Here is a 26,882-nt window from a genome sequence, read left to right as displayed (position 1 = left end):
ATCTGGATTAGACACACAAGGGAGCATGACCCGTTTTTTTGGGTATGAAACAGACATGACAAAAAGCGGGCTCCCCAAAAGCTGGCCTATAGCAGTGTTCTGCTGCCTTGTTATCCTGAGTGTTTCCATTGCCGCATTTTGTATCGGCATTGTTGTCATTCAGGATTTCAATATTATTCCAGGCTGCCTGTGGCTGGTTGTCTCCGCACTCACCCTGTGGCTGTCCGATGTCTGCATAGACTGGCACAACCGGCCTCCCCCGTAAAACCACCAGACCTTGCACCACCCTGCAATCGCGGGACTTAAAACAGCAGCGGCCGAACAAACAAAAACCGGGTTCACCATAATGAGGTGAACCCGGTTTTTTACGTCTGCGATGTGCCCGTGATCATCTGCATCACCCTAAGGGAGAGACAGACGCCCTCTTTTTATTCCCACTCAATAGTGCCGGGGGGTTTGGACGTAATGTCGTATGTCACGCGGTTGATGCCACGCACTTCATTGACAATACGCCCAGCCACTTTGGTCAGGAAGCTCATGTCAAACGGGTAGACATCCGCCGTCATGCCATCGGTGCTGGTTACGGCGCGCAATGCGCAGGCCTGATCGTATGTACGGCCATCGCCCATAACACCAACGGTACGAACCGGCAGCAGCACGGCAAAAGCCTGCCAGATGGCATCATACAGACCAGCAGCCCGGATTTCTTCCAAGAAAACCGTGTCCACTTTACGCAGCAGATCCAGCTTTTCACGCGTGATGTTGCCCGGAATACGAATAGCCAGACCCGGACCGGGGAACGGGTGCCGACCGACGATCACTTCGGGAATACCCAGCTCGCGCCCAAGGTCACGCACTTCATCCTTGAACAGCTCGCGCAGCGGCTCAACAAGCTGCATGTTCATGCGGTCGGGCAGGCCACCCACGTTATGATGGGATTTGATGGTAACAGACGGGCCACCCGTAAAGCTTACGCTCTCGATAACATCCGGGTAGAGCGTACCCTGTGCCAGAAACTGTGCACCGCCGAGTTTGACGGCCTCTTCCTCGAACACCTCCACAAACAGCCGACCAATGGTCTTGCGTTTGATTTCGGGGTCGGTCACGCCGTCAAGCGCGGACAGGAAGATGTCGGATGCATCACGGTGGATCAGCTGAATGTTGTACTGGCCACGGAAGGTCTTGATAACCTCATCCGCCTCCCCGGCACGCAGCATGCCGTGATCGACAAAAATACAGGTCAGCTGCTCGCCAATGGCCTCGTGGATCAGCACGGCCGCAACTGATGAATCCACACCACCGGAGAGACCACAAATCACCTTGCCCGAGCCTACCTGCGCACGGATGCGGGCAATTTCCATGTCACGGAAGCCCGCCATGGTCCATGACCCGGAGCAGCCCGCAACATTATGCGTGAAGTTTTCCAGCAGAGCAGCCCCGTGGGGCGTGTGCACAACCTCGGGATGGAACTGCACACCATAAAGGCGACGACCTTCATCTGCGATGACGGCAAAAGGCGCTCCCTGACTGACAGCCACCGTACGGAACCCCGGCGGCAGAGCCACCACACGGTCACCATGGCTCATCCAGACCTGCTCGCGCCCACCGCGTGCCCATGCACCACGGAACAGGGCGCAGTCTTCTACAATATCCACAAAAGCGCGGCCGAATTCGCGGTGCTCACCGCTTTCCACCTCACCGCCGAGCTGTTTGCACATGGCCTGCTGGCCATAACAGATACCCAGCACGGGCACTGCCATCTCAAACACCACATCAGGCACTTTGGGGGCATCCGGGCCATTCACACTTGCCGGGCCGCCAGACAGGATAATGCCGCGCGGAGAAAAGCCGCGAATTTTCTCGGCATCTGTCGTAAACGGCCAGATCTCGCAATACACGCCACTTTCACGCACACGGCGGGCAATAAGCTGCGTGACCTGACTACCAAAATCCAGAATCAGAATACGGTCATGGTGCAGGGCCTCATCCAACACAGTGGTAGAAGCGGGCTGAGCGGCATCGGACATGGGTCTGGTTTCTTTCCGGTCTGCGTCCTGGGTTGGTCTTTTGTGCGGTGCCGATACAACACACCCCAAAAGACCCACCACTTAAGTAAGTATGACAGCGGGATATAATGCCATGCGGCGGCTCCGTCACCCTATAAAACCAGAATGGTAAGGGAAACTGTTTTTCGCACAGACTTGCCACAGCCGGTTTATCACCCCAGATTCCAAGCATACGGCACAGGAGGTTCATGCCATGAAAGACAAACACCTGCGGTTATGGACGCTTTGCTCCCTACTGGGCATGGGCTGGGCCTCTCTTGTCCCCACCCCGGCAGCACTGGCGGCAACCTCCGCCGCCAACGACCCTTACGGGGACTGGACAGGCACCCTTGTTGCCGACAAGGGCCGGGACTGCCCGACCGAAGGCCCGTCCTTTATGCAGATCGAACCCGACAAAATCATTTTTGTGCCAGAAACCGGCAATCTGATCCTGCGCGGCGTACCCAACAAGGAGCGCCAGCATTACCATGCCCAGCTTGTTCTGCAGGATGCCAGAAAGCAGCCGCTACCCATAGTTTTTGAGGCTCACCCGGTGGATGACACATTTGAGGGCGTCTATGGCACCCCAACGTGCCGGGCACATATTACGCTCCGCCGCCCCCAAAGCCACCCGATAGATAACTTCTGGCACGACATTAGAAAAAATTTCAAAAAAGTGAAATTTAGGGGTTGCCGACCCGCCAGAGCTCGGCTAAACACCCTCTCACGGCGCACCCGTAGCTCAACTGGATAGAGCACCAGACTACGAATCTGGGGGTTAGAGGTTCGAGTCCTCTCGGGTGCACCACATTTTCCCTACCATAAAATATGATCTGATTACAAAATTATTTTTGTAATTCTGCATGCAGCCCCTCTCGTCCGCAGGCCATAAATCGCGGCGGGTCCATGGCTGTATTTCTGCTTTTTTCAAAATTGCAAAAAAAACCGCGCACCTGTGCTGGAGCGCGGTCTTTATTACCTATGGGTGTAAAACCTTACCGCGCGACGGGTTTGCACACAGCCTGCACTGGCTCACCACTCATGACCGCTTTGGTAAACGCTGCGGAATCCTCCATGGAGGCCAGCACAGCCTGAGAGTGATCCTGCCCTTTATACAGATGCGCCTGCACAAGTGTGCCTGCCTTACAGGCATCCTTCACCAGCATCAGCTGGCCCTGAGGCGCCACATCCCTGTCCGTTGTGCCAATGCCCACAAACAGCGGCACATCAAGCTTGAGGGTAGGGAATTCCATAGCCTTGAACGCAGGGCTTAAAGCCTGCACCAAGGTCGGCTCAAAGGCGTTGGCACGGGTCAGCCCCTCCGCGCGGATCCGCTCCATAAGAGGGCGGGCACATATTTCTGACGCTGCATGGAACTCGGGCATGGCCCGCTCCGTAAAGGCCTGCTCCGGGTTGAATGCAGGGTTTAACCCGGCCTCGGATGCGCCAATCAGCAGGGCATATGCCACAACGGGGTCTATGCCACTCTCACTCTTCTGCGGTTTAGCGTGCAATACGGCCTTGATCACCTCGGGGGACATATAGGGAATGCCCGTGGCCACCACACCGCGTATATGCAACGCTTGTGCATACTCCGGCGCATAGGCAGCAGAAGCAAATGCCGCCCCCGCACCCTGCGACTGCCCGACAATCATAATATTATTGCTTAGGTCCGGCAGCCCTGCCAGCGCTGCCCGTACGCCATCGAGCACGCTATAGGCTTCGGTCCGGGCATTCAGGTACGGGTGCGTGCCGTCACTCCCCAAGCCCTGATAATCCGTGGCAACAATGGCAAAGCCCCGGTGTAGCCATTCCCCCAAGTATGTCTGGTCCCGGGCGGAACGGGGGTTGCGTGAGGGGGCACAGCTATCTGCAATGCCCACGGTGCCATGAGCCCACGCAACAATCGGCCACCCACCAGCAGGGGCAGGCCCAGCGGGGTAAATAACAGCACCTGTTACAGGCACAAGGCCCGTGCCCGTAACCCCATTTGTAGAAAGATACCGGATACTGAAGGACGGACCACTCCCCTTAACCCCCAGATCGGCGGCAAGCGGTTTATACTGCGTCAGTTCCCCCGCAACCTGAGCAGGCGGCGCAGCCACAGGCGGTAAGGGGGTATGGCAGGCTGTTAGCGCAAGCAGGGAAACAGCGGCAACAAGGTGCTGTAAGGACTTCATGAAATACCCCTTATATGGGGCCTGTCTGCCCCATAGTGCCAGAGACAGACCCGCATGTGTGCACCGGGCCAGTTTTATGCCCGCAGAGTTCCATTATCCCGCCCTAGATGCAAGGATACAAAAAACCAAACACACCTTTGCCATACCCCTCCCCCGCTACTGTGCTCCACTCACGCGCCAGATGGTGTTGCCCACATCGTCTGCCACAAGCAAAGCACCACTCTGGTCAATAACAACCCCAACGGGGCGACCGTGCGCATGCTCCTGATCGGGGGATAAAAAGCCTGTCAGCACGTCCTGCGGCATGCCTGCGGGCTTTCCTTCAACAAACGGAATGTAAATCACCTTGTACCCACTTTTGGGACGCCGGTTCCATGACCCGTGCTGCCCCACCACAACACCGTGCTGCATGCTCTGGGGCAAAAGCCGGGCGGTGGCTGTAAAAGCCAGTCCAAGCGATGCGGTATGCGGCCCAAGCGCATAGTCCGGCACGAGAGCGGTAGCCACCAGATCAGGCCGGGGCGGCTGCACCCGCACATCCACATGCTGGCCATAATAGCTGTAAGGCCAGCCATAAAAACCGCCTTGCCGGACCGCAGTCATATAATCGGGCACAAGATCGCTGCCGATCTCGTCACGCTCATTCACCGCAACCCACAAGGCACCTGTCTGCGGCTCCCAGCCCATGCCATTGGGGTTGCGCAGACCTGTGGCATACGGTTCCAGCGTAGCAGTTTGCAGGTCCAGCCGGTCTATACGTGCGCGGCCTTCCTCCACTGCAATGCCATGCTCGGCCACATTACTGTTGGACCCAACCGTAACATACAGGAACCGCCCATCCGGACTGGCCAGAATGTTTTTGGTCCAGTGATGATTATACGGCGGGCAGATCGACCACCTTTACGGGTGGTGCGGTAATATGTGTGTCCCCCGCATGGTAGGGAAATTTTACAATGGCATTGGCGTTAGCCACAAAAAGCTCATTGCCAACCAGCGCCATACCAAAGGGAGAATGCAGATGGTCCAACAGGACTGTCTGCAAGGTGGCATGCCCTGTCCCATGCTCATCACGCAGCAGGATGATCTTATCCGGGCTGGGGCTCCCCGCCCCGACAGCACCCATAACAAGGCTGGCTATACGGTTTTTGACTGTCTGGATATCTGTATCCGGTGAATTGCTCTGGGCGACCAGAACATCCCCATTGGGCAGGGTATAGAGCCAACGTGGATGGTCCAGATGGGTGGCAAACGCCGTAACGGCCAGCCCTGCTGCGGGTGTGGGATGCTCCGCATCTTTCCAGCCCACCGGGTGGGCAATGTTGACCGTGGGGAGAACCCGCCCGGCTGGGGCGGGGAGCACCGGGTCTGGCCCCATACCCTGCGCAACACCAAGCCTCGCCCGCTCTATGCGGGAGTACTGCACCACACCACCCACCGCACCAATGCACACGACAAGCACGCCTACACCCAGCCAGATGCCACGATGTTTCATAACCCCACCTTCCATTTTGTTGGGAACGCACGCCATGCCTGCCCCGGCACACCACGCCCCGCATGGTGTGCGCAGCACGAGCGCTCCATAACATGAAATTTTATTGCATCATCCCACAGAAGCACGCGTTACTTCAAACGCTCTCTACATCACGGGAGAGGCACAACGCCTTGTTTTGAGAACAATCATGTTCATACAGCCTCTTGCTCCTGTGGGTCATAGCCTGCTGCTTTCATTTATTGTGGCCGCATGCCCCATTCTTGTTACCCTGTTCATGATGGGGGTTTTACGACGCTCTGCCTGGCAGTCTTCCCTCGGGGGGCTGCTTGTAGGGCTGGTCATTGCTATTGGCGTATGGGGCTGCCCCCGGCTCTGGCTGCAGCCAGCATTGCCAACGGTGTGGTTTTCTCGCTCCTGCCGGTCATGTGGATCGCGCTTTGCGCGCTGCTCCTGTTCAATGTAGCCGTGCATAATGGGCGGTTTGACGCCTTCAGGGGCTGGATTATCCGGCATGTGCCCAATGACCGGCGCATTATTCTTATTGTGCTTGGCTTTTGCTTCAGCGCCGCTCTTGAAGGGGTTGCCGGGTTTGGTACACCCGTTGCCATTACCAGCGCCCTGCTGATTCTGCTGGGTTTTCCCGCACTGGATGCCCTGACCTATGTGCTCATCTTCAATTCCGCACCTGTGGCGTTCGGGGGCTTGGGCATTCCTGTCACCGTGCTGGGCTCCATTACCGGGCTGCCGCCAGATGTGCTGGGAGCAACAATTGGCCGCCAGTTAACGCCTTTTGCCTGCCTTATTCCCTTTTATGTCATGGCGCTGTACGGCGGCTGGCGTTCTGTAAAGCAGACGTGGCCTATTCTGCTTGTAGCAGGGGGAAGTTTTGCCCTGACCTTGCTGGTTATCTCCGGCGCGGGGCTGTACAGCCTGAGCAATGTGCTCTCCTCAAGCGTATCACTTGTGGCCAGCATTGTGTTCCTGCGCATCTGGCAGCCAGCACCTGACCCCGCCTACGCCATAGACCTGAGCCAGATAGAGCATAAGGATGGTACCCAAGCCGCCTCCGTACCGCTCTGGCAGGGGTGGATTCCGTGGGTTACGGTCATTTGTGTGGTTATCGCGTGGGATGGGCTGCACATTGCGCGCATAGGAGCGCTCCCCGTGCACTGGCCGAGGCTGGACAATGCTGTTTTCATCTCGCTGTATAAATCGGTTTATGCAGCGGTGTGGAAGTTTGAACCCCTTGGCACGGGAACGGCCATTCTGGTTTCTGCCATTCTCAGCGCCATATTCACCCGCACCTCCCTCCGCCAGTTTGGCGCGGCCATTGCCACGACCATACGGCAGGCATGGCTGGCGGTTGTGACCGTAGCCCTGACCATTGGCCTTGCTTTTTTGATGAACTATTCAGGCATGACCTACACGTTGGGATATGCCGTGTCTTCCACGGGCATGCTCTTCCCGCTTGTTTCGGTCTTTCTGGCTGGATCGCCGTGTTCCTTACAGGGAGCGACACATCGGGCAATGCCCTGTTTGGCAATCTACAGGTTGCCGCAGCACACCAGCTCTCGCTCGACCCGGTTCTGTTTGCCTCGGCCAACTCCTCCGGCGGGGTCATGGGCAAGATGATCTCGCCCCAGAACATTACCACCGGCGTGTCCGTAACATCGCTCAAGGGGCAGGAGGGCGTTGTTCTGGCACGCACCTTCAAGCACAGCCTGTTCCTGACCTTCTGCATGGGTGTGCTGGTGGTTATCCAGCAGTTTGTCCTGCACTAGCCACCACGCCCGCGCGCACCACCAGAACAGTGTGGCGCGCGGGCTGTTTTTGCTCAGGCCCCAGCGACTGGCTGGAGAATATGGATCTGCAAGGGTGCTGCAAGCTGCCCTTCCAGAGCCGCCGCGAGTGCTTTAAAATGTGGTGTTTCCATATGGTCCGCCAGCGCCTGCCTGCTGGCCCAGCGTTCAATAAAAATCAGTGTCTGCGGGTCATCCAGATCGCGGTTGGGCACATACTGGTGGTTTGTGGCCTCTGCGCGGGACGGAGCAACACAGGCTGCCATGGCCTTTGCCACGGTCTCCTCACAGCCTGCTTTGGTCTTGAGAATGGCAACAACCGTAATTTCATCACTCATGGGTCTGACCTTTATCTTTCACAAAAGAGGCAATATCGGGCATGATAGGAAAATGACGGCCTGCTGACTACCGGCCCGTAACCTGTTTTTACACCCCCCAACCGCCTGCTGCGCAATTGCTGGCTTGGAGGGAGCGGGTACGCCCTTTATAGTCCTCCCCAGACCCACCTTGCCGGTGGGCGGTTCCTGCCCGGATGTTCCTGAACGCAAACCGCCCTGTCCACTGGCCCCTCACGCACTGGATTGACCACTCCATGCTTCCTGTTCTGATGTTTCCACAGTTCGACCCGGTGCTGGTGCATTTCGGGCCATTGGCTGTGCGCTGGTATGCCCTGTCCTATATTATGGGCATTGTTCTGGGCATTATGCTGCTGCGTAAACTGCTGGTCCTGCGCCCACGCGCAGGCACAACAGAACTGGCTGACGATTTTTTGACATGGGTGACCATTGGCGTACTTTTGGGCGGACGGCTTGGGTATGTGCTGTTCTACCAGCCGAGCTATTACCTCAGCCACCCCATTTCCATACTGGAAGTATGGCATGGCGGCATGTCTTTCCATGGGGGCGCGCTGGGGGTCATTACCGCCATGGTGCTGTTTACCTGGCGCTACAAACTCAATTTTCTGGCATTTGCCGACCGTGTCACCGTGGCTGTGCCCATCGGGCTGGGTCTGGGGCGTCTGGCCAACTTCATTAACGGTGAGCTCTGGGGGCGCGAGGCACCGGCAAGCCTGCCATGGGCCATGATTTTTCCCACAGGGGGGCCTGTCCCGCGCCACCCCTCCCAGTTGTATGAAAGCCTGACCGAAGGGCTTTTGCTGTTCCTGATCCTTTTTACCATCTCGCGCCGTCAATCCGTGCGTGAACGTCCGGGTTATCTGGCTGGCATATTCCTTATCGGGTACGGCTGTGCGCGGTCTTTCTGCGAGTTCTTCCGCGAGCCGGATTCCTTTCTCGGCTATCTGCCCGGCGGCATTACCATGGGGCAGCTCCTGTGCCTGCCCATGCTGGTCGCGGGCCTTGTGCTGATTGTGAACGCCCGCCGCCAGCCCATTTACACCGGCCTGCCCGAGCCACAAGATCAACCTGCTGAACAAAACTGAACGGACCTATGGCACCACACATCTACCACGCTGAGCGACTTGACCACTTCATGGCGCGGGTAAACGCCCAGTATTATGCCGAGACACCGTTCCTGTCGGACTTTATTACCGCGCCCGAAATTTCTCAGGTTTTTGGCGAACTGCTGGGTGCGTGGGCCATTACGGTCTGGCAGGGCATGGGCAGCCCACCAAAACTGATTCTGGCCGAAGCAGGCCCGGGCCGGGGTACACTCATGGCGGATGCGCTGCGGGTCATTCTGCGGCAGGCCCCCACAATGGCAGAGGGCCTGAGCGTACATCTGGTCGAAACCTCCCCCCGGCTACGGCAGGTGCAGGCCGAAATCTTGCAACCTTACACACAACCCGTGTGGCACAAGCATGTGGAGGACATACCCGCAGGCCCCATGATTCTGCTGGCCAACGAGTTTTTGGACGCGCTCCCCGTCCGTCAGTTCATCCAGACCAGCACGGGTTGGCATGAGCACTACGTGGCCAACAAAACACTGGAGTTGATCTCCTGCACGCCTCCCTCCCTGCCGGACAGCCGCGTGCTTGAACCCAATACCGTTGTCGAGATTTGCGAACAGGCCCAGCATATTGTGCGCGGGCTTGCACACCGGTTCAGCCACTCCCCCGGCGCAGCCTGTTTATTGACTACGGGCACAGCACAGATTCAACGGGCGATTCCTTACAGGCCCTACGTCATGCGCGGCCAACGCCCCCCCTTCAGGCTGAGGAAGGCGAGGCAGATCTGACCACCCATGTGGACTTTACGGCCCTGCTTGCCGTAGCCCGCAAGGCGGAAGTACCCTCCTACGGAACCGAAAATCAGGGTGACTTCCTACAGCATCTGGGGCTCAAGGAGCGGACGGAGCAACTGGCAAGTCAGGCCTCCGCGCAGGATGCTGCCATGCTGCGCTCTGCGGCAAACCGACTCTCCGCCCCCGATAAAATGGGGCAGTTGTTCAAGGTTATGGCCATCACTTCGCCCACGCTGCCGGTCCCGCCCGGCTTTACAAAAGGCCCGGTTGCATGACCAGCGCTCCCACCCCCCCTTTTAGTCTGGCTCCACTGACCAGTCCGTTGCTGGGGCAGGCACGGCACGGCTTTTTTACCCGCGAGGGGGGCGTATCCACCGGCCCCTACGCCAGCCTGAACTGCTCCACACGCTCGGGGGACACGGCGGAAAACCTTGCCCAGAACCGTGCGCGTGTTGCCAGCCATATGGGGGTGCAGGCAGGCTGCCTGCTGGGAGTAACGCAGGTGCATGGCCCAGCAGTCATAACCGCCACCGCAATCTGGGCCGCAGGTCAGGGGGCTGAGGCAGATGCGCTGGTAACCAGCAACCCCGATCTGGCAATTGGCGTTATTACGGCTGATTGTGCGCCTGTCCTGTTCAGTACCGCACAGGGTACCGTCGTTGGTGCAGCCCATGCTGGTTGGCGCGGTGCGTTAAGCGGTGTTCTGGAAGCGACAATAGAGGCCATGCTGGCACTTGGTGCCACGCGGGAAAGCCTGAGTGCCGTCGTAGGCCCCTGCATTGCGCAGGAAAGCTACGAGACAGCAGAAGACATGCACACAGCCATTACCAGCACAGACAGACAGGCCGCCCGCTTTTTTGCCCCCGGCAAACGGGCTGGCCATTACCAGTTTGATCTGGCCGGGTGGTGCGTATTCCGCCTCCAGCGTGCAGGCATCCGGCATGCTGTTGCTCTGGGCGTAGATACACTCACGGAGGAAACACGGTTTTTCAGCCACAGGCGGCGTACTCTTGCTGGCGGTGGCCCTATCGGACACCAGATTTCTGCCATTGCCACGGGACCCCGTAACTCATGACAGGCCGCCTGAAGCCTTTACGCCTTGCCCTTCCCTGCTCAGCCCTGCTGCTACTCAGCGGGTGTCTGGATGTGCCTCATCCCTTTGCCCATTCGGGCAAAAACGGACCGGGACTGGCCACAAACGCCCCTCCCTCCCGGCTGGATGTGCCAACACCCCCCAATGCCCTGCTCTCCAACGCCAATGCTGAGCTATGGGCAAAAGATGTTGCACAGGCACTGCTCCAGCAGACCATTCCCGCCATAGCCCAGCCAACCCGCAAGGGGGACTGGTGGCTGAACATGCAGGCCGAACTGCGCAACGGGCAGGTGGTACCGGTCTATACCGTCATGACCCCCCAGAACACGGTCCGCGCAACACAGGAAGGCAGCCCCGTACCCGTTGCGCAGTGGTCTGCCGGGGATCAGGCATTTTTTGCACTGGTCGCGCAGGATGCTGCCAACCGCATTACCACGGCCCTGACCGGTATTCAGGCTGACGACATGGAAAAAGACCCACATAGCCTCAAACACCGTGCGGCACGGGTTTATTTTACTGGTGTCAGTGGCGCACCGGGGGATGGAAACACATCACTCGCGCAGGCCTTTACCGCCGCCTTCCGCGACAGTGCAGATACGCTCCAGAACTCTGCCAAAAATGCTGACTTTATTGTAACCACCACCGTAAAGCTGACCCCCGGCCCAGCAGGCACCACTGGCCACCCCCAGCAGCATATCGAGATTGTCTGGCGGGTTGTGGATGCAGGCGGCAAGGAAGCAGGAGCCGCCACGCAACTCCACGATATAGACGCCCACTCGCTCGACCAGTACTGGGGGGATGTTGCCGTGGCCGCAGCGCAGGAGGCGGCAGCCGCCACCAAGCAGATTATTGACCGCTATTCAGGCCGGGACAATGCCCCTCTGGCAGCCCCGGGCGCACCTGCCCCTGCGGCAAAAACCGTGCAGCCGGCTCCGGCTGGCTGAGCAAACTGCCCCCCGCCGGTTATGAATTCTTAAAACCGCTCAGGGCTGGGACTGGGGAGAGATCACAACACACCCGCTCAACTTGCGGCACGCTCCCACCGCATCGGTATGGGACAGGTTGATCAGACGCGCCCGGTATAGACGCCCTTTTTTGGCCTGCACCATCGCAATCTGCACATGTGCGCCAGATAGGGCGCTACTTTGCTGCTGCGCCCGCCCCGATGCCTGCTGCGCCAGCGCGGCAGACCCAAAAGCACCGACCTGAATAGCCCAGTTTCTGGCATCCGCCCCCCGCACCTTTCTACTCAGCAAGGGTGCGGGCTCCGCGTGAACACTGGGGAAGAGCCTTAAATTCCCGCCTGTGCGCCCCGTTCCCACAGCCATTCTGGTGGGTTCTGGTTCGGTCTGTGCGGATGCGGCCGCTGGGGCTGCATCATCCACCGGCTCTTCCGCTGCCTGCGCCACCTGTATTGGGGTATCCGGTGTTGTCTGCGCCGTTGCCCCCAGCCGTTTAGCCCAGATTGCCCGGACATCGGCCGGACTTTCCGTCAGCCCGTCCATCTTTGTTTTACGTGAAACAGGATGCCAGTCCTGCCCATAGCTTGTCGAAGATGCTGGGGCCGTATCCGCACTATCATCCCCAATGGCATCAGCCACCTGCACGGGCTGCATGCTCCCCTGCTGCCTGTTTGACCACGCAGCACGCACGGCACTGATGCCACCTTGCTGGCGGGCATACCCCCCCGCCGTTGCACTTTGTGTAAAGGTGTCATGGCTTGCGACCTGCATATCGGCCTGCGAGCGGTTGAGGGGTGAAATACCTACGATCCGCCGCCCGATGGAGGCCACATAGTTCCGCGTCTCCTTCGGCAGGGTGCGGTTGCGGGTGATAAAATCCTCCAGACGCCCGGGCCCTGCATTATATGCCGCCAGAAAACCCGGAGAGCCATAAACATCGTACAACTGCCGCAAATATGCCGTGCCCGCCATAATGTTATCGTGCGGTTCGTAGGCATCTCCGCCCAGATTATAGGCGGCGCGCATCTCGTCATACGTAGGGGGCATAAGCTGCATCAGCCCCATGGCACCGGGGCCGGAAGTAACCAGTTGACCATCATGGAACAACTTGCCACCCGATTCCTGCTGGATAACCGCACGCACCCACGCCTCTGGCACATCAAAGCGCTTGGAGGCCTCGCTGATGTACGGCCCCCACGGGTCATCCGCCGGACCCGGTGGGGCGTAATAGGAACGGGCATGGGCGCGGGTAAAATTCGGCTTCCTGCGCAATGGGAACATCCGTATCGCTCCCACCGGGCTGGCTGGCACAGGCGGCAAGCAAAGCCAGCAGCCCAAGAGCCGCAGCCCCCTTTATGGCACGCACGGGTTTGCGGGACCGACTGAGGGCACAGCAGTCTTGCATCTGAGGGAGCGCCTGTGTGCCTGTCATGCTGTCCAATCCATCCTTGCCGTAGCACAGGAAATCCGGCCTGATTCACGCCCGGTCCCACATGATCCAGCCAGAAAATACGGCCCTGTATTTATACAGACCCCACTCCACATGCAACAAAACGCTTGTACGGCTCCACACCGCACCTCATCCAAACCGTCTTTGATTTGTGCAGACACAAAAACCATTTGACCCGGAGCCGTAGGGGTAGATGCCTCTACCGCCCAATATGGCTAATTTTATGGCAAACCGAGCAACCCGCCACACACCTGTATGCGCCGCCTGAACTGCGGCACGACTACAGCAGTTTTTACAAAAAGCGGATCAGTTTGAGCAAAAACCATGTACCCATCATGATAAGGAAGCACAGCCCACCGGCATCAACCGTACCCCATGTTCCATTGGTCAGGAACATGCCGCCGGTATTCATACCAAAAAAACCCGTCACCAGCGTTGCGGGCAGCATAAGAATGGTACCAACCGTCAAAATATACAGACGCCGGTTGGTCTCTTCCGCCTGATTGGACGTCAGCTCGTCCTGCAAGGAGCGGGCACGGTCCTGTAGGGCCAGAAGGTCATCGAGTGCCGCATGTACCTGCCGGTGCGAGCGGTCCTTCAGGTCATCTTCGGCCCATTCGGGCAGCTCGAGTTCTTCATCGCGGAAAATACGATCCACCGGGGCCAGAACACGTCGCAACTCCGTGGAGCGGCGGCGCACCATACCCAGCAGACCACTCATACGGCCCAGATCCGTATCCCGGTCGAGCATAAGCAGCACATCCTCCGCCCGGTCAAGCTGGTCATCCAGCCGGGCAAAGTCACGCCGCAGTGTATCAGCAAATTCCAGAAGGGCGCGGTCCACCACTCTGGCAGGGGAGCGGGGAACCAGCCCCCGCTTGAGCTCGTGAAAGACCACGCCAAGAGCGGGTATAGGGTGGCGGCGGGTTGTCAGCAGCAGGTCAGGCTCAAGGGCAAACCGCCATGTGCTGACATTACGGTCATCATCAGTCGACGTATCATCAAACGCGGGGAGTGCGCCAAAAACAATATCCCCCTCGTTTTCCAGACGTGTGCTGCGCTCAAGGTTGGTGAGCACCTGCCGCACTTCCTCTGGCAGGGAGGGAATGGTTTCAATCTGATGGCGGGACATGGTGTGGACGATATCAAAATGGAACCACGCCCATCCCCCACCTTCGGCAAACTCGGGGGGAAAATTGCCTGTGGTCAGGCGATGGACCACCACATCGCGCTCCAGCTCCTGCGGTTCCTGCCCGGGACGGCAGTAAATGGCCCATACCAGACCATCACGCAGGAGGGTCCCCCCTTCAGAGAGCAGGTCCGCCAGTGGAGATAAGGTGGTTCCAGCCAATTCCGCTCTCCCTGTTCTGCTCAGCTCTTATGGTTTTTTTTTCCAATGCGCCGCAGCGCGGCTTATCTTGCAGCGACAATCTCGCCCAAAAATGTTTCACCACGCACAAGCCACACAAAAAGGGGAGCGGTCAACCACCCCTCCCCTTTCTTTCCCATTATTTAAAGGGAACGTATTGTTGGCCTGCGTGGCGTGGCGGCCCGCTCCTGCCGGGGCCGTGCCGCCGTACTGCTCCGGTTGGCAGCCTTAAGCACAGGCGCTGCCGTCAGCTCAGCTTCAAGCTGGGCAATACGTTTGCGCACGCTCTCCTTCAAAGCAGGGGAGGTGTGAGACTTCATGGCAGCCAGCGTTTCCTTCAGGTCACGCAACTGCTTCTGTTTTTCCGGCAGGGAACGCCGGATTGGCTGGTTATCAGACATCTGGCCGCGATAAGCGCGCATGAACAGATCCTCCATCAAATCAAGACCATGCGGCTGGGGCTGCGGCATGGTTTATGTCTTCAAAATTTAATACCTGACTCTGTGTGCGCCTGCCGCTTTGCTATGCGGTACAGGCCCGGCCAGAGCCGTGACGACTGGACGAATTGAGCAGACAGTTTTTACGAATTGCGAAGAACACTGTCGCGCAAAACATCCAGCAACGCCTGACACTGCTCTTGTGTTCCAACCGTAATGCGCAACCACGCCATTGTGCGTTCGCCTTTAAGGTGGCGGACCAGAATGGCCCGGGACCTTAGCTGCGCGGCCAGTTCTCCTGCATCACGGTCAGGGTGACGAGTGTAAACAAAGTTTGCCGTAGACGGCAAGACTTCAAAACCAAGAGCCTCCAGCCCCTCACTCAACAGGCTGCGGTTGTCGACCACCTGCTGCACGCCTTGGGCAAACCACGCCTCATCCTCCACCGAAGCCAGCGCCCCGACCTGCGCCAGACGGTCCAGAGGATAGGAATTGAAGCTGTCCTTGACCCGCACAAGGGCTTCGATCAGATCCGGCTGACCAAAGGCAAAGCCCACCCGTGCGCCAGCCAGTGCGCGGGATTTGGAAAAAGTCTGCACAACCAGCAGGTTAGGGTATTCGCGGACCAATTCCACAGCGCTCTGGGCGCCAAAATCCACATAGGCCTCATCCACCAGCACCACGCGCTCAGGGTGCATCTCCAGCAGCCTGCGAATGGCGTCCAGCCCCAGAGCTATGCCGGTGGGCGCATTGGGGTTTGCAATGACCACGCCACTGCACGGGCCTGCGTAGTCCTCCACCACAATGCGCATGTCAGCACTCAGCGGCACCATGCGGTAAGGTAGTTTGTACAGGCCACAATACACCTTGTAAAAACTGTAACTCACATCGGGGAAGAGCAGCGGCTCCCCGTGGGCGAACAGAGCCTGAAACGCGTGGGCGAGCACTTCGTCCGAGCCATTGCCAACAAACACATGCTCCGCACCAAGGCCAACACGCTTGCCCAGTGCCGTGCGCAATGCCAGTGCCTCGGGGTCCGGGTACAGGCGCAGACTGTCATCTGTGGCAGCTTTTATGGCCTCCAGCGCTTTGGGGGACGGGCCATAGGGCAGTTCATTGGTGTTCAGCTTGATCAGATTGGCAATCTTGGGCTGCTCCCCCGGCACATAAGGCGTAAGGGTGTGGACAAGAGGGCTCCAGAAGCGGCTCATGCTGATCATTCCATAGACAAAAAGTTAAACGGCCTGCGCTGGCAGGCCGTTGCTCAAAAAAGGCTTCGCTCACAACGGGCATGGCACGCTCCTGCGCGCCATGCTCCTGCTCTTACTATCAGGCAGAAACGCCTACCGCTTTTTTCAAATCCTGCAAGAGCGCACCATTCCCCTGCCTCTGGGCCAGATCAAGAGCACTCAGCCCCTCACCATCACGGAGCAGAACATTGGCACCAGCACCAAGGAGCGCACGGGCAACGTCATCACGCCCGAACATGACGGCAAACATAAGCGGTGTACGGCCCACAGCGTTGGTGGCATCCACCTCCGCCCCCGCCTCAAGCAGCATATTTGCCAGAACAACATCGCCTTTAAAGGCGACTCCACTGAGTGCTGTAGAGCCTTTTTCATCCTGCAGATTGGTATCGGCACCGCGGTCAAGCAGCACGCGCACCGCATCCCTGTGCCCGTTATAGGCAGCCAGAATCAGCGGTGTGTAGCCCTTTTCCATCCTCTGGTTGGGGTTCATCCCCGCATCCAGAAAACGGGCAAGAAGGTCCGCATCCCCTTCTCTGGCAGCGTTAATGAACAGAGCTTCCACCTGCTCGCGCGTAAAAGCCTGCCCGCCTGCTCCGGCTGCCGGATTGGCGGGGGCCTGCCCGGACTGTGTCCGTTGAGACTCTTCTGTCATGGCTGACCTCCGGAAAAACGGTTGATGTGGCAAAAAAGCGTAACCCTGCCACACACTCCAAACTGGCCTGATGGCATAAGGCCCGCGGGTGCACATGGCAGAAAAACAACTCTTTTGATATAATGGGTCCAACTGGATAACTCCGCAAGGGTTCCACTGCGGGCAAGCTCGTCTCTTGCCGAAAAACGCGGAACCGTGGAATTGTGCAAAAACTTCTTTTAACGGAGCCTCATACGCAGGCTCCGCCCTTATTATTTGCGGGCTTTGGCACTAAAGCCCAGCTGGAGGACAGGCCCGCTATGCGCGTTTCTTTTTCTACCCCCCTTCGTGCACCAGCCGGCGCACAGGCCGGTAGCGCAAACAACCCAGACACCCTGTGCATCAACACCATCCGCACACTGGTCATGGATGCCGTGCAGAACGCCAACTCCGGGCACCCCGGTGCTGCCATGTCCATGGCACCCATTGCCTACACCTTGTGGCAGAACGCCCTCAGCTACGACCCCACAGCCCCGCTGTGGCCTAACCGTGACCGTTTTGTGCTGTCCATCGGCCACGCCTCCATGCTGCTGTACGCACTGATCCATGTTGCAGGTATCCGGCAGGTTACGGACGGCAAAGTCACGGATGAACCGGCCCTGAGTGTGGAAGACCTCAAACAGTTCCGCCAGTTTGGCTCCAAAACCCCCGGCCACCCCGAATATGGCCACACCACGGGGGTAGAAACCACAACAGGCCCGCTGGGTGCTGGCTGTGGCAACTCTGTAGGCATGGCCATTGCCGAAAAATGGCTGGCCGCCCGCTACAACAAGCCCGGATTCACCCTGTTTGACCACCATGTGTACACGCTGTGTGGTGATGGGGACATGATGGAAGGGGTCTCCAGCGAGGCCGCATCCCTTGCCGCGCACCTTGAACTGGGCAACCTGACCTGGATTTACGATTCCAACCGCATTTCCATTGAAGGCTCGACCGAAGTCGCTTTTACCGAAAATGTGGCCGAACGCTTTGCGGCCTACGGCTGGCAGGTGCTCGAACTCAAGGACGCAAACGACACCACTACCTTTATGGACCTGCTGGCCAACGCCAAAGCGGAAACGCGTAAGCCGACCCTGATTATCGCACACTCGGTTATCGCATGGGGTGCGCCGCACAAGGCTGGCAAGGCCTCCGCCCACGGTGAACCGCTGGGTGCTGAAGAAGTGCGTGAGACCAAAAAATTCCTCAACTGGCCAGAAGACAGCAATTTTGCCGTGCCAGATGCCGTTCTGCCCCACATGCGCGCAGGACTTGGTGCGCGTGGCGCTGCGGCCCGCACCGCATGGGAAGCGCTGTTTGCCAGCTACCGCACGGCCCACCCGCATGAAGCGGGCGAATTGGACGCTATTTTCAGCGGCTCCCTGCCCGAAGGCTGGGACGCGGACATCCCGCTCTACCCTACCGATGCCAAAGGCACAGCCTCACGCGCAAGCTCTGGCGAGGTACTGAACGCGGTTGCTGGCCGCCTGCCATGGCTGCTGGGTGGCTCGGCCGATCTGGCCCCTTCCACCAAAACCCTGCTCAAGGGGGAAGAGAGTTTTCAGCCCGCCCAGTGGGGTGGCAGCTATGCCGGGCGCAACTTCCATTTTGGTGTTCGCGAACACGCCATGGGCGCTATAGTCAACGGCATGGCGCTGTATGGGCTGCGCCCGTACGGTGCAGGGTTCCTGATCTTCTCGGACTACATGAAGGCGCTATCCGCCTGTCCGCCCTGATGGGACTGCCGGTAACCTATATTTTCACCCACGATTCCATTGGCGTGGGGGAAGATGGCCCGACCCACCAGCCCATTGAACAGCTTGTGCAACTGCGCGCCACCCCCGGTCTGGTCACCCTGCGCCCTGCGGATGCCAACGAAGTAGCCGAAGCATGGCGCTACCTTGTTGCCAACCGTTCCGGCCCGGCCGCACTGGCGCTGAGCCGCCAGAACCTGCCCACGCTGGACCGCACGCGCTATGCACCCGCCTCCGGGCTGGCCAAGGGCGCGTATGTGCTGGCCAGCAGCGAACAGACCCCCAAGGTCATCCTGATCGCAACGGGGAGCGAGCTCTCCCTTGCTGTGGAAGCTTACGAAACCCTGAGTGCTCAGGGCGTGCCCGCCCGCGTAGTATCCATGCCAAGCTGGGAACTGTTTGAAGCACAGCCACAATCTTACCGCGAAAGCGTCCTACCCTCCATTGTAACGGGGCGCGTGGTAGTAGAAGCGGGCTCCCCCATTGGATGGGACCGTTACGCTGGCCCTACGGGCGCGATTATCGCCATGGGCGGGTTTGGTGCATCTGGCCCGGCGGGTCAGTTGCTCAAGCACTTTGGCTTTACGGTGGACGCCGTTCTCAACGCCGCCCGCAAACAGTTGGCTGAACCAGACAGCCCAATCTGGCGTAACGGTTACAGGATGAAGCCCGGCATGCTCCTTGGCAGAGAAGCCGGGCAGGATAAGGATATGCACGTATGACCGCCTCAGTGCCCACAGGCAGCAACCCATTACAGGCCCTGGCCACGGTTCATCAGTCCCCATGGCTGGACTTTATCCGCCGCGCATTTGTGGAGGACGGGTCACTGGCCCAACTGGTGAACAGTGGGGACATACGTGGCGTAACCTCCAACCCCGCCATTTTTGAAAAAGCCATGGGCGAAGGCACGGAATATGACCCGCAGATGCGCGATATTCTGGCGCATGAAACTCTCTCCCCCGGCGCCTTGTACGAGCGGCTGGCTGTTACCGACATTCAGGCCGCAGCCCGCGTTCTGGCCCCGGTTTATGAGCAGACCAAAGGACGGGACGGATTTGTCAGCCTTGAGGTCTCGCCCTACCTTGCACGGGACGAGGCAGGAACAGCGCATGAGGCCGCACGGCTGTGGGCAGATGTAAACGCCCCCAACCTGATGATAAAAATACCCGCCACACCGCAGAGCATTCCGGCTATCCGCCAGACAATTGCTGCGGGTATTAACGTCAACGTCACACTTATTTTCTCGCTCGCCGCCTACCGCGATGTGGTGGAAGCCTGGCTGAGCGGGCTGGAAGACCTCAAGGCCCGTGGGGGTGACCTGTCCCGCGTGGCGTCTGTTGCCTCGTTCTTTGTCAGCCGTATTGATGGCAAGATTGATGCCGCCATAGACCGCCGCATCAACGCCGGGGACAAGGACGCCCAGAGCCTGCGGGACCTGCGCGGCAAAGTCGCCATTGCCAATGCAAAAATGGCCTACGCTACTGGCAGGACATCATGCAGACCCCGCGCTGGAAAGCGCTGGAAGATGCCGGAGCACAGACCCAGCGCCTGCTGTGGGCCTCCACCGGCACCAAGGACAAAACCTACAGCGACGTCTTGTATGTAGACACGCTGATTGGCCCGCAGACCGTCAACACCCTGCCGCCCGCCACCATGGATGCCTTCCGTGACCACGGCACGGTCAGCGAGACCCTGACAAAAGGCGTAGCCGAAGCCCGCGCGGTCATGGAGAGTGCCGAACGCCTTGGGCTGGACCTGAACACCGTCACCACAACCTTGCTCAACAATGGCGTAAGCGCCTTTGAAGATGCCTTTGATGCGCTCCTGGGCTCGGTTGCTGCCAAGCAGATTGCTCTTATGGGCACCAAGCTGACCACCCTTAAAACCAGCCTGCCCTCCGACCTGCAATCCGCACTGGATGCCGGGCTGGAAGACTGGCGCAAGGCTGGCACCATCCGCCGCCTGTGGCGCAAAGACGCCGCAGTATGGACCAGCCAGTCAGAAGCAGACTGGGTCAACTGGCTGGATGTGGTGGACGAACGGCTGACCCATGTGGAAGAGCTAGAGGCTTTTCAGGCCGAAGTCCGCGCACGCGGTTTTCAGCAGGTGCTGCTCATGGGCATGGGCGGCTCCAGCATGGGGCCGGAAGTGCTGGCCATGACCTTTGGCAAGCACGAAGGGTTTGGCCACCTGTATGTGCTCGACAGCACGGACCCGCAGCAGGTTGCCGCCTTTGAACGCAAGATAGACCCCGCGCATACGCTGTTCATCGTTGCCTCCAAGTCCGGCACAACGCTTGAACCCAACATTATGCTGGCCTACTTCCACGATCTGGCCAAGCGCGCACTCAAGGACAAAGCAGGCGCGCATTTTGTGGCCATTACCGACCCCGGCTCCAAGCTGGAGGCTCTGGCCAAAGAAGAAGGGTTCTGGAAAATTTTTGCAGGCGACCCCAAAATTGGTGGCCGCTATTCCATTCTCTCCAACTTCGGGCTTGTACCTGCCGCAGCCGCTGGTGTGCCTGTACGCCTGTTTTTGGAAGATGCCCTACGTGGTGTCCGCCTGTGTGATGCCAGCGTGCCGCCAGCACTGAACCCCGGCGTACAGCTTGGCGCCCTTATGGGAGTTGCTGCTACACAACTGGGCCGCGACAAGCTCAGCATTATCGCCACACCGCAGATTGCGGATTTTGGCGCATGGCTGGAGCAGCTGGTGGCAGAATCCACCGGCAAGCACGGCAAGGGCATTATCCCCATTGATAACGAAACACTGGGCGGCCCCCACCGCTACGGCCACGACCGGCTGTTCGTTTACCTCCGCCTGAGCACCGAGCACCGCCATGAGCAGGATGAGGCCATTGCCACCCTGATTGCGGCAGGCCAGCCGGTTGTGACCATCAACCTGCACAGCAAACGCCAGATTGCGCAGGAGTTTTTCCGCTGGGAGGTCGCCACTGCTGTTGCGGGGGCTTTTTTGGGCATAGACCCGTTTGACCAGCCCGATGTGGAATCCACCAAGGTGGAAACCCGCAAGCTGACGGAAGCCTACGAAAAAACAGGCGCCCTGCCCACGCAGACCCCGTTTGCGGAATTTGGCCCCCTTGCCTTCTTTACCGACCCTGACAATGCTGCTGCGGTAAAGGCCGAAAGCGCGTCAGCCATCCTCAAAGCCCACTTTGACCGTGTCCAGCCCGGTGACTACGTGGCCCTGCTGGCCTTTATCGAGCGCAACCGCGAGACGGCGGAATGGCTCCAGCACACCCGCCTGCATGTGCGCAATGCCAAAACCATTGCCACCTCCACAGGTTTTGGGCCGCGCTTCCTCCACTCCACAGGTCAGGCCTACAAAGGAGGCCCCAACACCGGCGTGTTCCTCCAGATTACGGCGGACAATGCGCGGGACCTGCCCGTACCCGGCACCAGCTACACCTTTGGCGTGGTCGAGAGCGCACAGGCACGTGGTGATTTTGACGTGCTGAGCGAGCGCAAACGCCGTGCCCTGCGCGTGCATATCCGCGGCGATCTCAAGCAGGGACTTGCAGCACTTGCAGCCGCCCTGCATGACGCCGTGTAATCAGAGACTGAAGGCAAGAGAAACATCATGCAGATTGGCATTGTTGGGCTGGGCAGGATGGGGGGCAACATTGCCGTCCGCCTGACACGATTTGGGCACGACGTTGTTGTTTACGACAATGACAGCGCGGCGGTCGCAAAAACGGTAGAACGGGCAGAAACCGGGCACGCATCGGGGGCGAACAGTCTGGCCGATGTAGTAGCGCAGCTCCATGGCCCAAAAAAATCGTGTGGTCTATGCTACCCGCGGGTGAGATTACGGAGCAGACCGTCATGTCGCTCGCCGGGCTCATGGGGCGTGGGGATATTGTGATCGATGGTGGCAATACCTACTACAAGGACGACATCCGCCGCGCCGGAGTGCTGGCCGAAAAGGGGATTGATTACCTCGACATCGGCACATCAGGCGGGGTGTGGGGGCTAGAGCGCGGCTACTGCATGATGTACGGCGGCGCAAAAGAGGCTGCCGATCATATTGACCCCATTCTGGCAGCCCTTGCTCCGGGCATGGGGGATATTCCCCGCACACCCGGACGCGACCGGGACGGGCTGGACCCCCGTGCCGAGCAGGGTTACCTGTATTGCGGCCCTGCCGGGTCGGGCCATTTTGTCAAAATGGTGCATAACGGCATTGAATACGGCATGATGCAGGCGTTTGCCGAAGGGTTTGACGTGATGTACCGCAAGGACTCACCCCTGCTGGCGGAAGAGGAACGCTTCTCCCTCAACATGGCAGACATTGCCGAAGTCTGGCGGCGGGGGAGCGTGGTCTCCTCCTGGCTGCTGGACCTGACCGCACAGGCTCTGGCCAAAAATGGCGAATTGGCCAGCTTTAGCGGGGAAGTCAGTGATTCGGGCGAGGGACGCTGGACCATTGAGGCCGCCATTGAGGAGGCCGTGCCTGTGCCGGTCATGACAGCCGCACTGTTCACGCGCTTTCGCTCACGCAGCGACAATACCTTTGCCGAAAAAGTGCTCTCCGCCATGCGCTTTGGCTTTGGTGGCCACGTGGAAAACAAGGGCTGACACAAGCCGCATAGCCCTGCCAGCACACTGGCAGGGCCACACCGGGAGCACGCAATGGCAGGTTTAGGGCAGAACAGGCATGGTCCCGAACGCGCCCCAGCCCGCCACATTCGCCTTGTTGTGTCCGACATGGATGGCACGCTGCTCACCCCGGATAAGCAGGTCACAGACCAGAGCCTGTCCGCCATCCGTGCGCTGGAGCGGGCAGGAGTTCCACTCTGCCTTGTCAGCAGCCGCCCAGCTGGCGGCATGGAAATGTATTTTGACCAACTGGGGATCCGCACCCCTTATGGCGCTCTCAACGGGGGAACGCTCTTTAACCCCGACAGAAGCATACGCTCTAGCCTGTCTCTGGACCCGCAAACGGTGCTAGAAGCGCTGAACATGCTGGAACGCCAGAATGTGGATGCATGGTTGTTCCGTGGCCATGACTGGCTTGTACGCAACGCGCAGGACCCTCTAGTGCTGGCAGAAAGCCGAACCGTACAAACCATACCCACGCAGGTCGCTGACCTAAGCACATGCGTGCAAAACATTGGCAAGGTTGCGGGCTCAACCGCTAACCACGCCGCATTGCAGGCACAGGAAGCAGACATTGCCCGCAAACTGGCCGGGCGGGCCTGTGTGGCGCTGTCCAGCAAATGGTTTTTGGATATTACACCCCTGCACGCCAACAAGGGGCATGCGGTGCGCCAACTGGCAGACTACTACAACATAAGCGTGGATGAAGTAGCCTGCATTGGGGATATGAACAACGATATTCCCATGCTGTCCATTGCCGGGCTGTCTATTGCCATGGGGCAGGCCACCCCCGATGTGCAGGCCTGCGCGCATTTTGTAACCAGCGCCAATACGCAGGAGGGATGGGCCCGCGCCATAACGGACGTTGTGCTACCACGCACCACTCCGGCGGGTAACATGCCACACCCCAGCCCAGCCACACCCGGCGCGCCCTGCCCCCAATGACCACAAAGGAGCCAAACATGCCCGGACAGACAACCGCCACCGGCACCATGCGCGTTTTTCCCACGCGGGAGGCGCTGATCACAGGGCTGGCGGACTGGATGCTTGCCCGCAGCCTTGCCAAAGCCCCCCACACACCATTCCGGCTAGCACTCAGCGGTGGCTCCACCCCCCAGCACCTGTATGCCCTTATGGCCAGCGCACCTTATGTGGAGCGTTTTCCGTGGCATAATATGCAGTTCTTTATTGGGGATGACAGGTTTGTGCCGCACGATCACGCGGACAGTAATTTTGGCATGATGCAGCGCCTGCTGTTTTCCAAAGCGCCCATTCCGGCTTCCAACATTTTTCCCATGCCTGACCATGGCACGGCAGAAGATGCTGCCAGAACATACGAACACACGCTCAAAACCCTTTATGGCGCACCAGAGTTTGTGCCCGAGAGGCCTTTTTTTGATGTTCAGCTCCTCGGCATTGGCACCGATGGGCATACCGCATCGCTCTTTCCCGGCCAGCCGGTGCTGCACAACCATACGGCATGGGTTGCCCCCTGCGTGCCCCCTGCCGCACCCCATACCCGCCTGACGCTTACCTACCCTGCTATCCACGCCAGCCAGCATGTTGTTTTTCTGGTGGAAGGTGCCGCCAAACGGGATATTCTCGCCCGTATTCGCGCGCAGGACCCGAACTGCCCCGCCAGTGCCATTACCGCGCAGGGCGATCTGACATGGTTTACAGACCAGGCCGCCGCGCCATTGGTGCAACAAGAACAAGGATAAACAGACGAATGACCGCCACACAGCCCGACCCCGCAGCCGCATTTAAGCAGCAATCCGCCATTCAGGCTGCGTCCTTGGTGCAGACCGGCATGGCCGTGGGCCTTGGCACCGGCTCCACCGCCAAATTTGTCGTGGCTGAACTGGGCCGCCGCATCCGCGAGGAAGGGCTGCGCATTACGGCCATTCCCACCTCCATCGTAACCGAAAAACAGGCGCGCGAGGAGGGTATCCCCCTCACCACCTTCGGCCAGCAGCCCGAGTTGGATATTGCCATTGATGGCGCGGATGAAATTGAACCCACAACCCTTAACCTGATCAAAGGGCTTGGTGGCGCCCTGCTATGGGAAAAAATTGTGGCAGCAGCAGCAGCTCAGTTTGTTGTGGTAGCAGATGCCAGCAAATACGTGGACCATCTGGGCCTGCGTTGCCCACTGCCTGTGGAGGTCATTCCCTTTGGTTGGGAAAACGCCGCGCGCAAGCTGGGCCATTTAGGCGCACAGGTTACACCGCGGCGCATACGCGATGGGTCTTTTTTCCTCACGGATGAAAAAAACCTTATTCTGGACTGCGTTTTCCCGGCCATTATGGAGCCGGAAAAACTCAGCGCTGACCTGCACGCCATTGTTGGCGTGGTGGAGCATGGCCTGTTCCTGCACATGGCAACCCAGACCATTACAGCAGGGCCGGAGGGCATTCGTGTGCTCACACCCCAAGGAGGGCGGGCATGCCCCTGAACAGCTCCTCTTTTCCACCCGACCATGCGCTCCCCGCCCAGCCTGCCGCACACGGCATTACCCGGCAGCTTGTAGTGGTTATGGGGGTCTGCGGCAGTGGCAAAACAACCATTGCCGAGGGTCTGCACAACGAACTGGGCTGGCCATGGCTGGATGCGGACACACTGCATGAGCCAGCCAGCATTGCCAAAATGCGCGATGGCATTCCCCTGACCGATGCAGACCGCAGCGCGTGGCTGGAGCGCTGCCACGCGTGGCTTCGCGGCTGCGCTGAACGGAACACGGGAGGCATTCTGGCCTGTTCAGCCCTCAAACACGCCTACCGCAACCGGCTACGGGCGCAGGGACTGGCTGTGCAGTTCGTGTATTTACATGCGGATGAAAACATCCTGCATACGCGGGTAGAGGCGCGCACGGGGCATTTCATGCCCTCCTCCCAGCTCCCCAATCAGCTGGAAACACTTGAACCCCCGCACCCGGACGAGGCTGCATGGTCCCTTTCAACCCTGCACCAGCCAGCGGAAACCATTGCCCAGATCATGGGGCTGCTCAAAGCCAAAAAAAGCTGAAAGACTGGCAGATATGGGTCATAATTACGCCAAACCCCTTACCACCGGGCAAAAAATGGAGCGCCTGCTCGGGCGCATTCCTCCATCATGGCATGTGACTGTCGAGCGGCAGGCTGGGGAGGCACTCTGGCGTGCCCTGACCCACGCCCCCGGCCAGAGCGGTGCATGGAGTGACCCGCACCCCGACCCGGCCGATGCGCTGGAAGATAGCTGGCGGCGTAACCGCACGGTTACGGTCTGAACTTAACATTCCGCCCGCGTGGTGGGTTACGGCGCGCGCCTGCCCGTGCTCGGCCTGTTATAGGGCTGTCCGGTCAACGGGTTCATGCGCACCTTGCGCGCCGGGCGGGGTGTCTGGTCAGGCACGACATACGCATCCATCCCCTCCGCCCTGCGTGCCTGCGCAAAACGCTTGGCGTGTGAGAGCTGTGCTGCGTAATACAACACCCTGCTCCCCACCATCACACTATGTTTTCGCATATCCCCTCCTGTGCTTGAGCGCAGGGCCTGTGCACTCCGTGTTGCCAATCCGCCTT

18 protein-coding genes, 1 tRNA gene and 7 pseudogenes are annotated in these 26,882 nt (G+C 59.3%); 16 read left to right on the top strand and 10 right to left on the bottom strand.

Annotation, left to right across the window (positions count from 1 at the left end; all coding sequences use genetic code 11):
- Positions 1-25 precede the first annotated feature (25 nt).
- On the top strand, positions 26-265 hold the full coding sequence (locus tag JCM25146_RS05400) for a hypothetical protein (RefSeq protein ID WP_025826429.1): 240 nt from the start codon (positions 26-28) through the stop codon (positions 263-265).
- Positions 266-428: 163 nt separating this feature from the next.
- On the opposite strand, the gene guaA is transcribed toward JCM25146_RS05400, so the two are convergent.
- Positions 429-2,027, bottom strand: coding sequence for a glutamine-hydrolyzing GMP synthase (guaA, locus tag JCM25146_RS05395; RefSeq protein WP_025826427.1), 1,599 nt, complete (start codon positions 2,025-2,027; stop codon positions 429-431).
- A 232-nt stretch (positions 2,028-2,259) separates the two neighbouring features.
- Here guaA and JCM25146_RS23515 point away from each other — a divergent pair, with 232 nt between their 5' ends.
- Together JCM25146_RS23515 and JCM25146_RS05385 are read left to right on the top strand one after the other, a co-directional pair.
- Positions 2,260-2,799, top strand: a complete 540-nt coding sequence (locus JCM25146_RS23515; protein ID WP_025826425.1) for a hypothetical protein — start codon at positions 2,260-2,262, stop codon at positions 2,797-2,799.
- Positions 2,777-2,853 (top strand) — tRNA-Arg (locus JCM25146_RS05385). Before JCM25146_RS23515 ends, JCM25146_RS05385 begins: the two co-directional genes overlap by 23 nt.
- A 187-nt stretch (positions 2,854-3,040) precedes the next feature.
- Here the strand turns inward: JCM25146_RS05385 and JCM25146_RS05380 are convergent.
- Both JCM25146_RS05380 and JCM25146_RS17445 read right to left on the bottom strand, forming a co-directional pair.
- Positions 3,041-4,225: an alpha/beta hydrolase gene (locus JCM25146_RS05380; protein WP_025826423.1), complete on the bottom strand. Its 1,185-nt coding sequence runs from the start codon at positions 4,223-4,225 to the stop codon at positions 3,041-3,043.
- Positions 4,226-4,381: 156 nt separating this feature from the next.
- A pseudogene (locus JCM25146_RS17445) lies at positions 4,382-5,717 on the bottom strand (PQQ-dependent sugar dehydrogenase).
- Between the two features lie 249 nt (positions 5,718-5,966).
- Between JCM25146_RS17445 and JCM25146_RS17440 the strand changes: the two are divergent.
- Positions 5,967-7,498: pseudogene (locus tag JCM25146_RS17440) on the top strand (L-lactate permease).
- A gap of 53 nt (positions 7,499-7,551) precedes the next feature.
- Here JCM25146_RS17440 and JCM25146_RS05365 read toward each other — a convergent pair.
- Entirely contained in the window at positions 7,552-7,854 is a 303-nt protein-coding gene (locus JCM25146_RS05365; RefSeq protein WP_025826422.1) for a putative quinol monooxygenase, read from the bottom strand.
- Positions 7,855-8,108: 254 nt separating this feature from the next.
- Between JCM25146_RS05365 and lgt the strand changes: the two genes are divergently transcribed.
- The 4 genes and pseudogenes from lgt to JCM25146_RS05345 all read left to right on the top strand — a co-directional run bounded on the left by lgt (position 8,109) and on the right by JCM25146_RS05345 (position 11,755).
- Positions 8,109-8,957 (top strand): prolipoprotein diacylglyceryl transferase, encoded by an 849-nt coding sequence (gene lgt / locus JCM25146_RS05360; RefSeq protein ID WP_025826421.1) that lies wholly within the window; start codon positions 8,109-8,111, stop codon positions 8,955-8,957.
- An 8-nt stretch (positions 8,958-8,965) separates the two neighbouring features.
- Positions 8,966-9,993, top strand: a pseudogene (locus tag JCM25146_RS17435) (class I SAM-dependent methyltransferase).
- Positions 9,990-10,793: a peptidoglycan editing factor PgeF gene (gene pgeF, locus JCM25146_RS05350; RefSeq protein ID WP_025826420.1), complete on the top strand. Its 804-nt coding sequence runs from the start codon at positions 9,990-9,992 to the stop codon at positions 10,791-10,793. The pseudogene JCM25146_RS17435 and the gene pgeF overlap by 4 nt, the downstream one beginning before the upstream one ends.
- Positions 10,790-11,755 (top strand): hypothetical protein, encoded by a 966-nt coding sequence (locus JCM25146_RS05345; RefSeq protein ID WP_025826419.1) that lies wholly within the window; start codon positions 10,790-10,792, stop codon positions 11,753-11,755. Before pgeF ends, JCM25146_RS05345 begins: the two co-directional genes overlap by 4 nt.
- Positions 11,756-11,794: 39 nt before the next feature.
- On the opposite strand, the pseudogene JCM25146_RS17430 reads toward JCM25146_RS05345, so the two are convergent.
- The 5 genes and pseudogenes from JCM25146_RS17430 to JCM25146_RS05315 form a co-directional block, all read right to left on the bottom strand.
- Positions 11,795-13,178, bottom strand: a pseudogene (locus tag JCM25146_RS17430) (transglycosylase SLT domain-containing protein).
- A 337-nt stretch (positions 13,179-13,515) separates the two neighbouring features.
- Complete coding sequence (locus tag JCM25146_RS05335; protein WP_025826417.1) at positions 13,516-14,574, bottom strand: transporter; 1,059 nt, start codon at positions 14,572-14,574, stop codon at positions 13,516-13,518.
- A gap of 161 nt (positions 14,575-14,735) precedes the next feature.
- Positions 14,736-15,014 (bottom strand): hypothetical protein, encoded by a 279-nt coding sequence (locus tag JCM25146_RS05325; RefSeq protein ID WP_025826416.1) that lies wholly within the window; start codon positions 15,012-15,014, stop codon positions 14,736-14,738.
- A 158-nt stretch (positions 15,015-15,172) separates the two neighbouring features.
- Entirely contained in the window at positions 15,173-16,240 is a 1,068-nt protein-coding gene (gene hisC / locus JCM25146_RS05320; RefSeq protein WP_025826414.1) for a histidinol-phosphate transaminase, read from the bottom strand.
- Between the two features lie 118 nt (positions 16,241-16,358).
- Positions 16,359-16,931, bottom strand: a complete 573-nt coding sequence (locus JCM25146_RS05315) for an ankyrin repeat domain-containing protein (RefSeq protein WP_025826412.1) — start codon at positions 16,929-16,931, stop codon at positions 16,359-16,361.
- A 299-nt stretch (positions 16,932-17,230) separates the two neighbouring features.
- Between JCM25146_RS05315 and tkt the strand changes: the two are divergent.
- From tkt to JCM25146_RS05275, 8 genes and pseudogenes are all read left to right on the top strand, one after another.
- Positions 17,231-19,323, top strand: a pseudogene (gene tkt / locus JCM25146_RS17425) (transketolase); the annotation flags it as partial.
- Positions 19,324-19,421: 98 nt separating this feature from the next.
- Positions 19,422-22,276 (top strand): annotated as a pseudogene (locus JCM25146_RS17420) (bifunctional transaldolase/phosoglucose isomerase).
- Positions 22,277-22,303: 27 nt separating this feature from the next.
- Positions 22,304-23,301 (top strand): annotated as a pseudogene (gene gnd, locus JCM25146_RS17415) (phosphogluconate dehydrogenase (NAD(+)-dependent, decarboxylating)).
- A gap of 54 nt (positions 23,302-23,355) precedes the next feature.
- Positions 23,356-24,267, top strand: a complete 912-nt coding sequence (locus JCM25146_RS05295; RefSeq protein WP_025826410.1) for a Cof-type HAD-IIB family hydrolase — start codon at positions 23,356-23,358, stop codon at positions 24,265-24,267.
- Positions 24,268-24,284: 17 nt separating this feature from the next.
- Positions 24,285-25,043 carry a 6-phosphogluconolactonase gene (gene pgl, locus JCM25146_RS05290; RefSeq protein ID WP_025826408.1) on the top strand — a complete coding sequence of 253 codons (759 nt, stop codon included), beginning with the start codon at positions 24,285-24,287 and terminating at the stop codon, positions 25,041-25,043.
- A gap of 8 nt (positions 25,044-25,051) precedes the next feature.
- Positions 25,052-25,777: a ribose-5-phosphate isomerase RpiA gene (rpiA, locus tag JCM25146_RS05285; RefSeq protein ID WP_025826406.1), complete on the top strand. Its 726-nt coding sequence runs from the start codon at positions 25,052-25,054 to the stop codon at positions 25,775-25,777.
- Positions 25,768-26,346, top strand: coding sequence for a gluconokinase (locus JCM25146_RS05280; protein ID WP_025826404.1), 579 nt, complete (start codon positions 25,768-25,770; stop codon positions 26,344-26,346). Before rpiA ends, JCM25146_RS05280 begins: the two co-directional genes overlap by 10 nt.
- Positions 26,347-26,359: 13 nt before the next feature.
- Positions 26,360-26,587: a hypothetical protein gene (locus tag JCM25146_RS05275; RefSeq protein ID WP_025826402.1), complete on the top strand. Its 228-nt coding sequence runs from the start codon at positions 26,360-26,362 to the stop codon at positions 26,585-26,587.
- A 26-nt stretch (positions 26,588-26,613) separates the two neighbouring features.
- Here JCM25146_RS05275 and JCM25146_RS05270 read toward each other — a convergent pair whose 3' ends face one another.
- Positions 26,614-26,826, bottom strand: a complete 213-nt coding sequence (locus tag JCM25146_RS05270) for a hypothetical protein (RefSeq protein WP_025826400.1) — start codon at positions 26,824-26,826, stop codon at positions 26,614-26,616.
- Between the last annotated feature and the right edge of the window lie 56 nt (positions 26,827-26,882).

It is taken from the genome of Acetobacter okinawensis JCM 25146, from assembly GCF_000613865.1.
Classification (GTDB): Bacteria; Pseudomonadota; Alphaproteobacteria; order Acetobacterales; family Acetobacteraceae; genus Acetobacter; species Acetobacter okinawensis.
The sequence above is the reverse complement of the archived record's forward strand: the minus strand, read 5'-3'. Positions and strand labels throughout refer to the sequence as shown.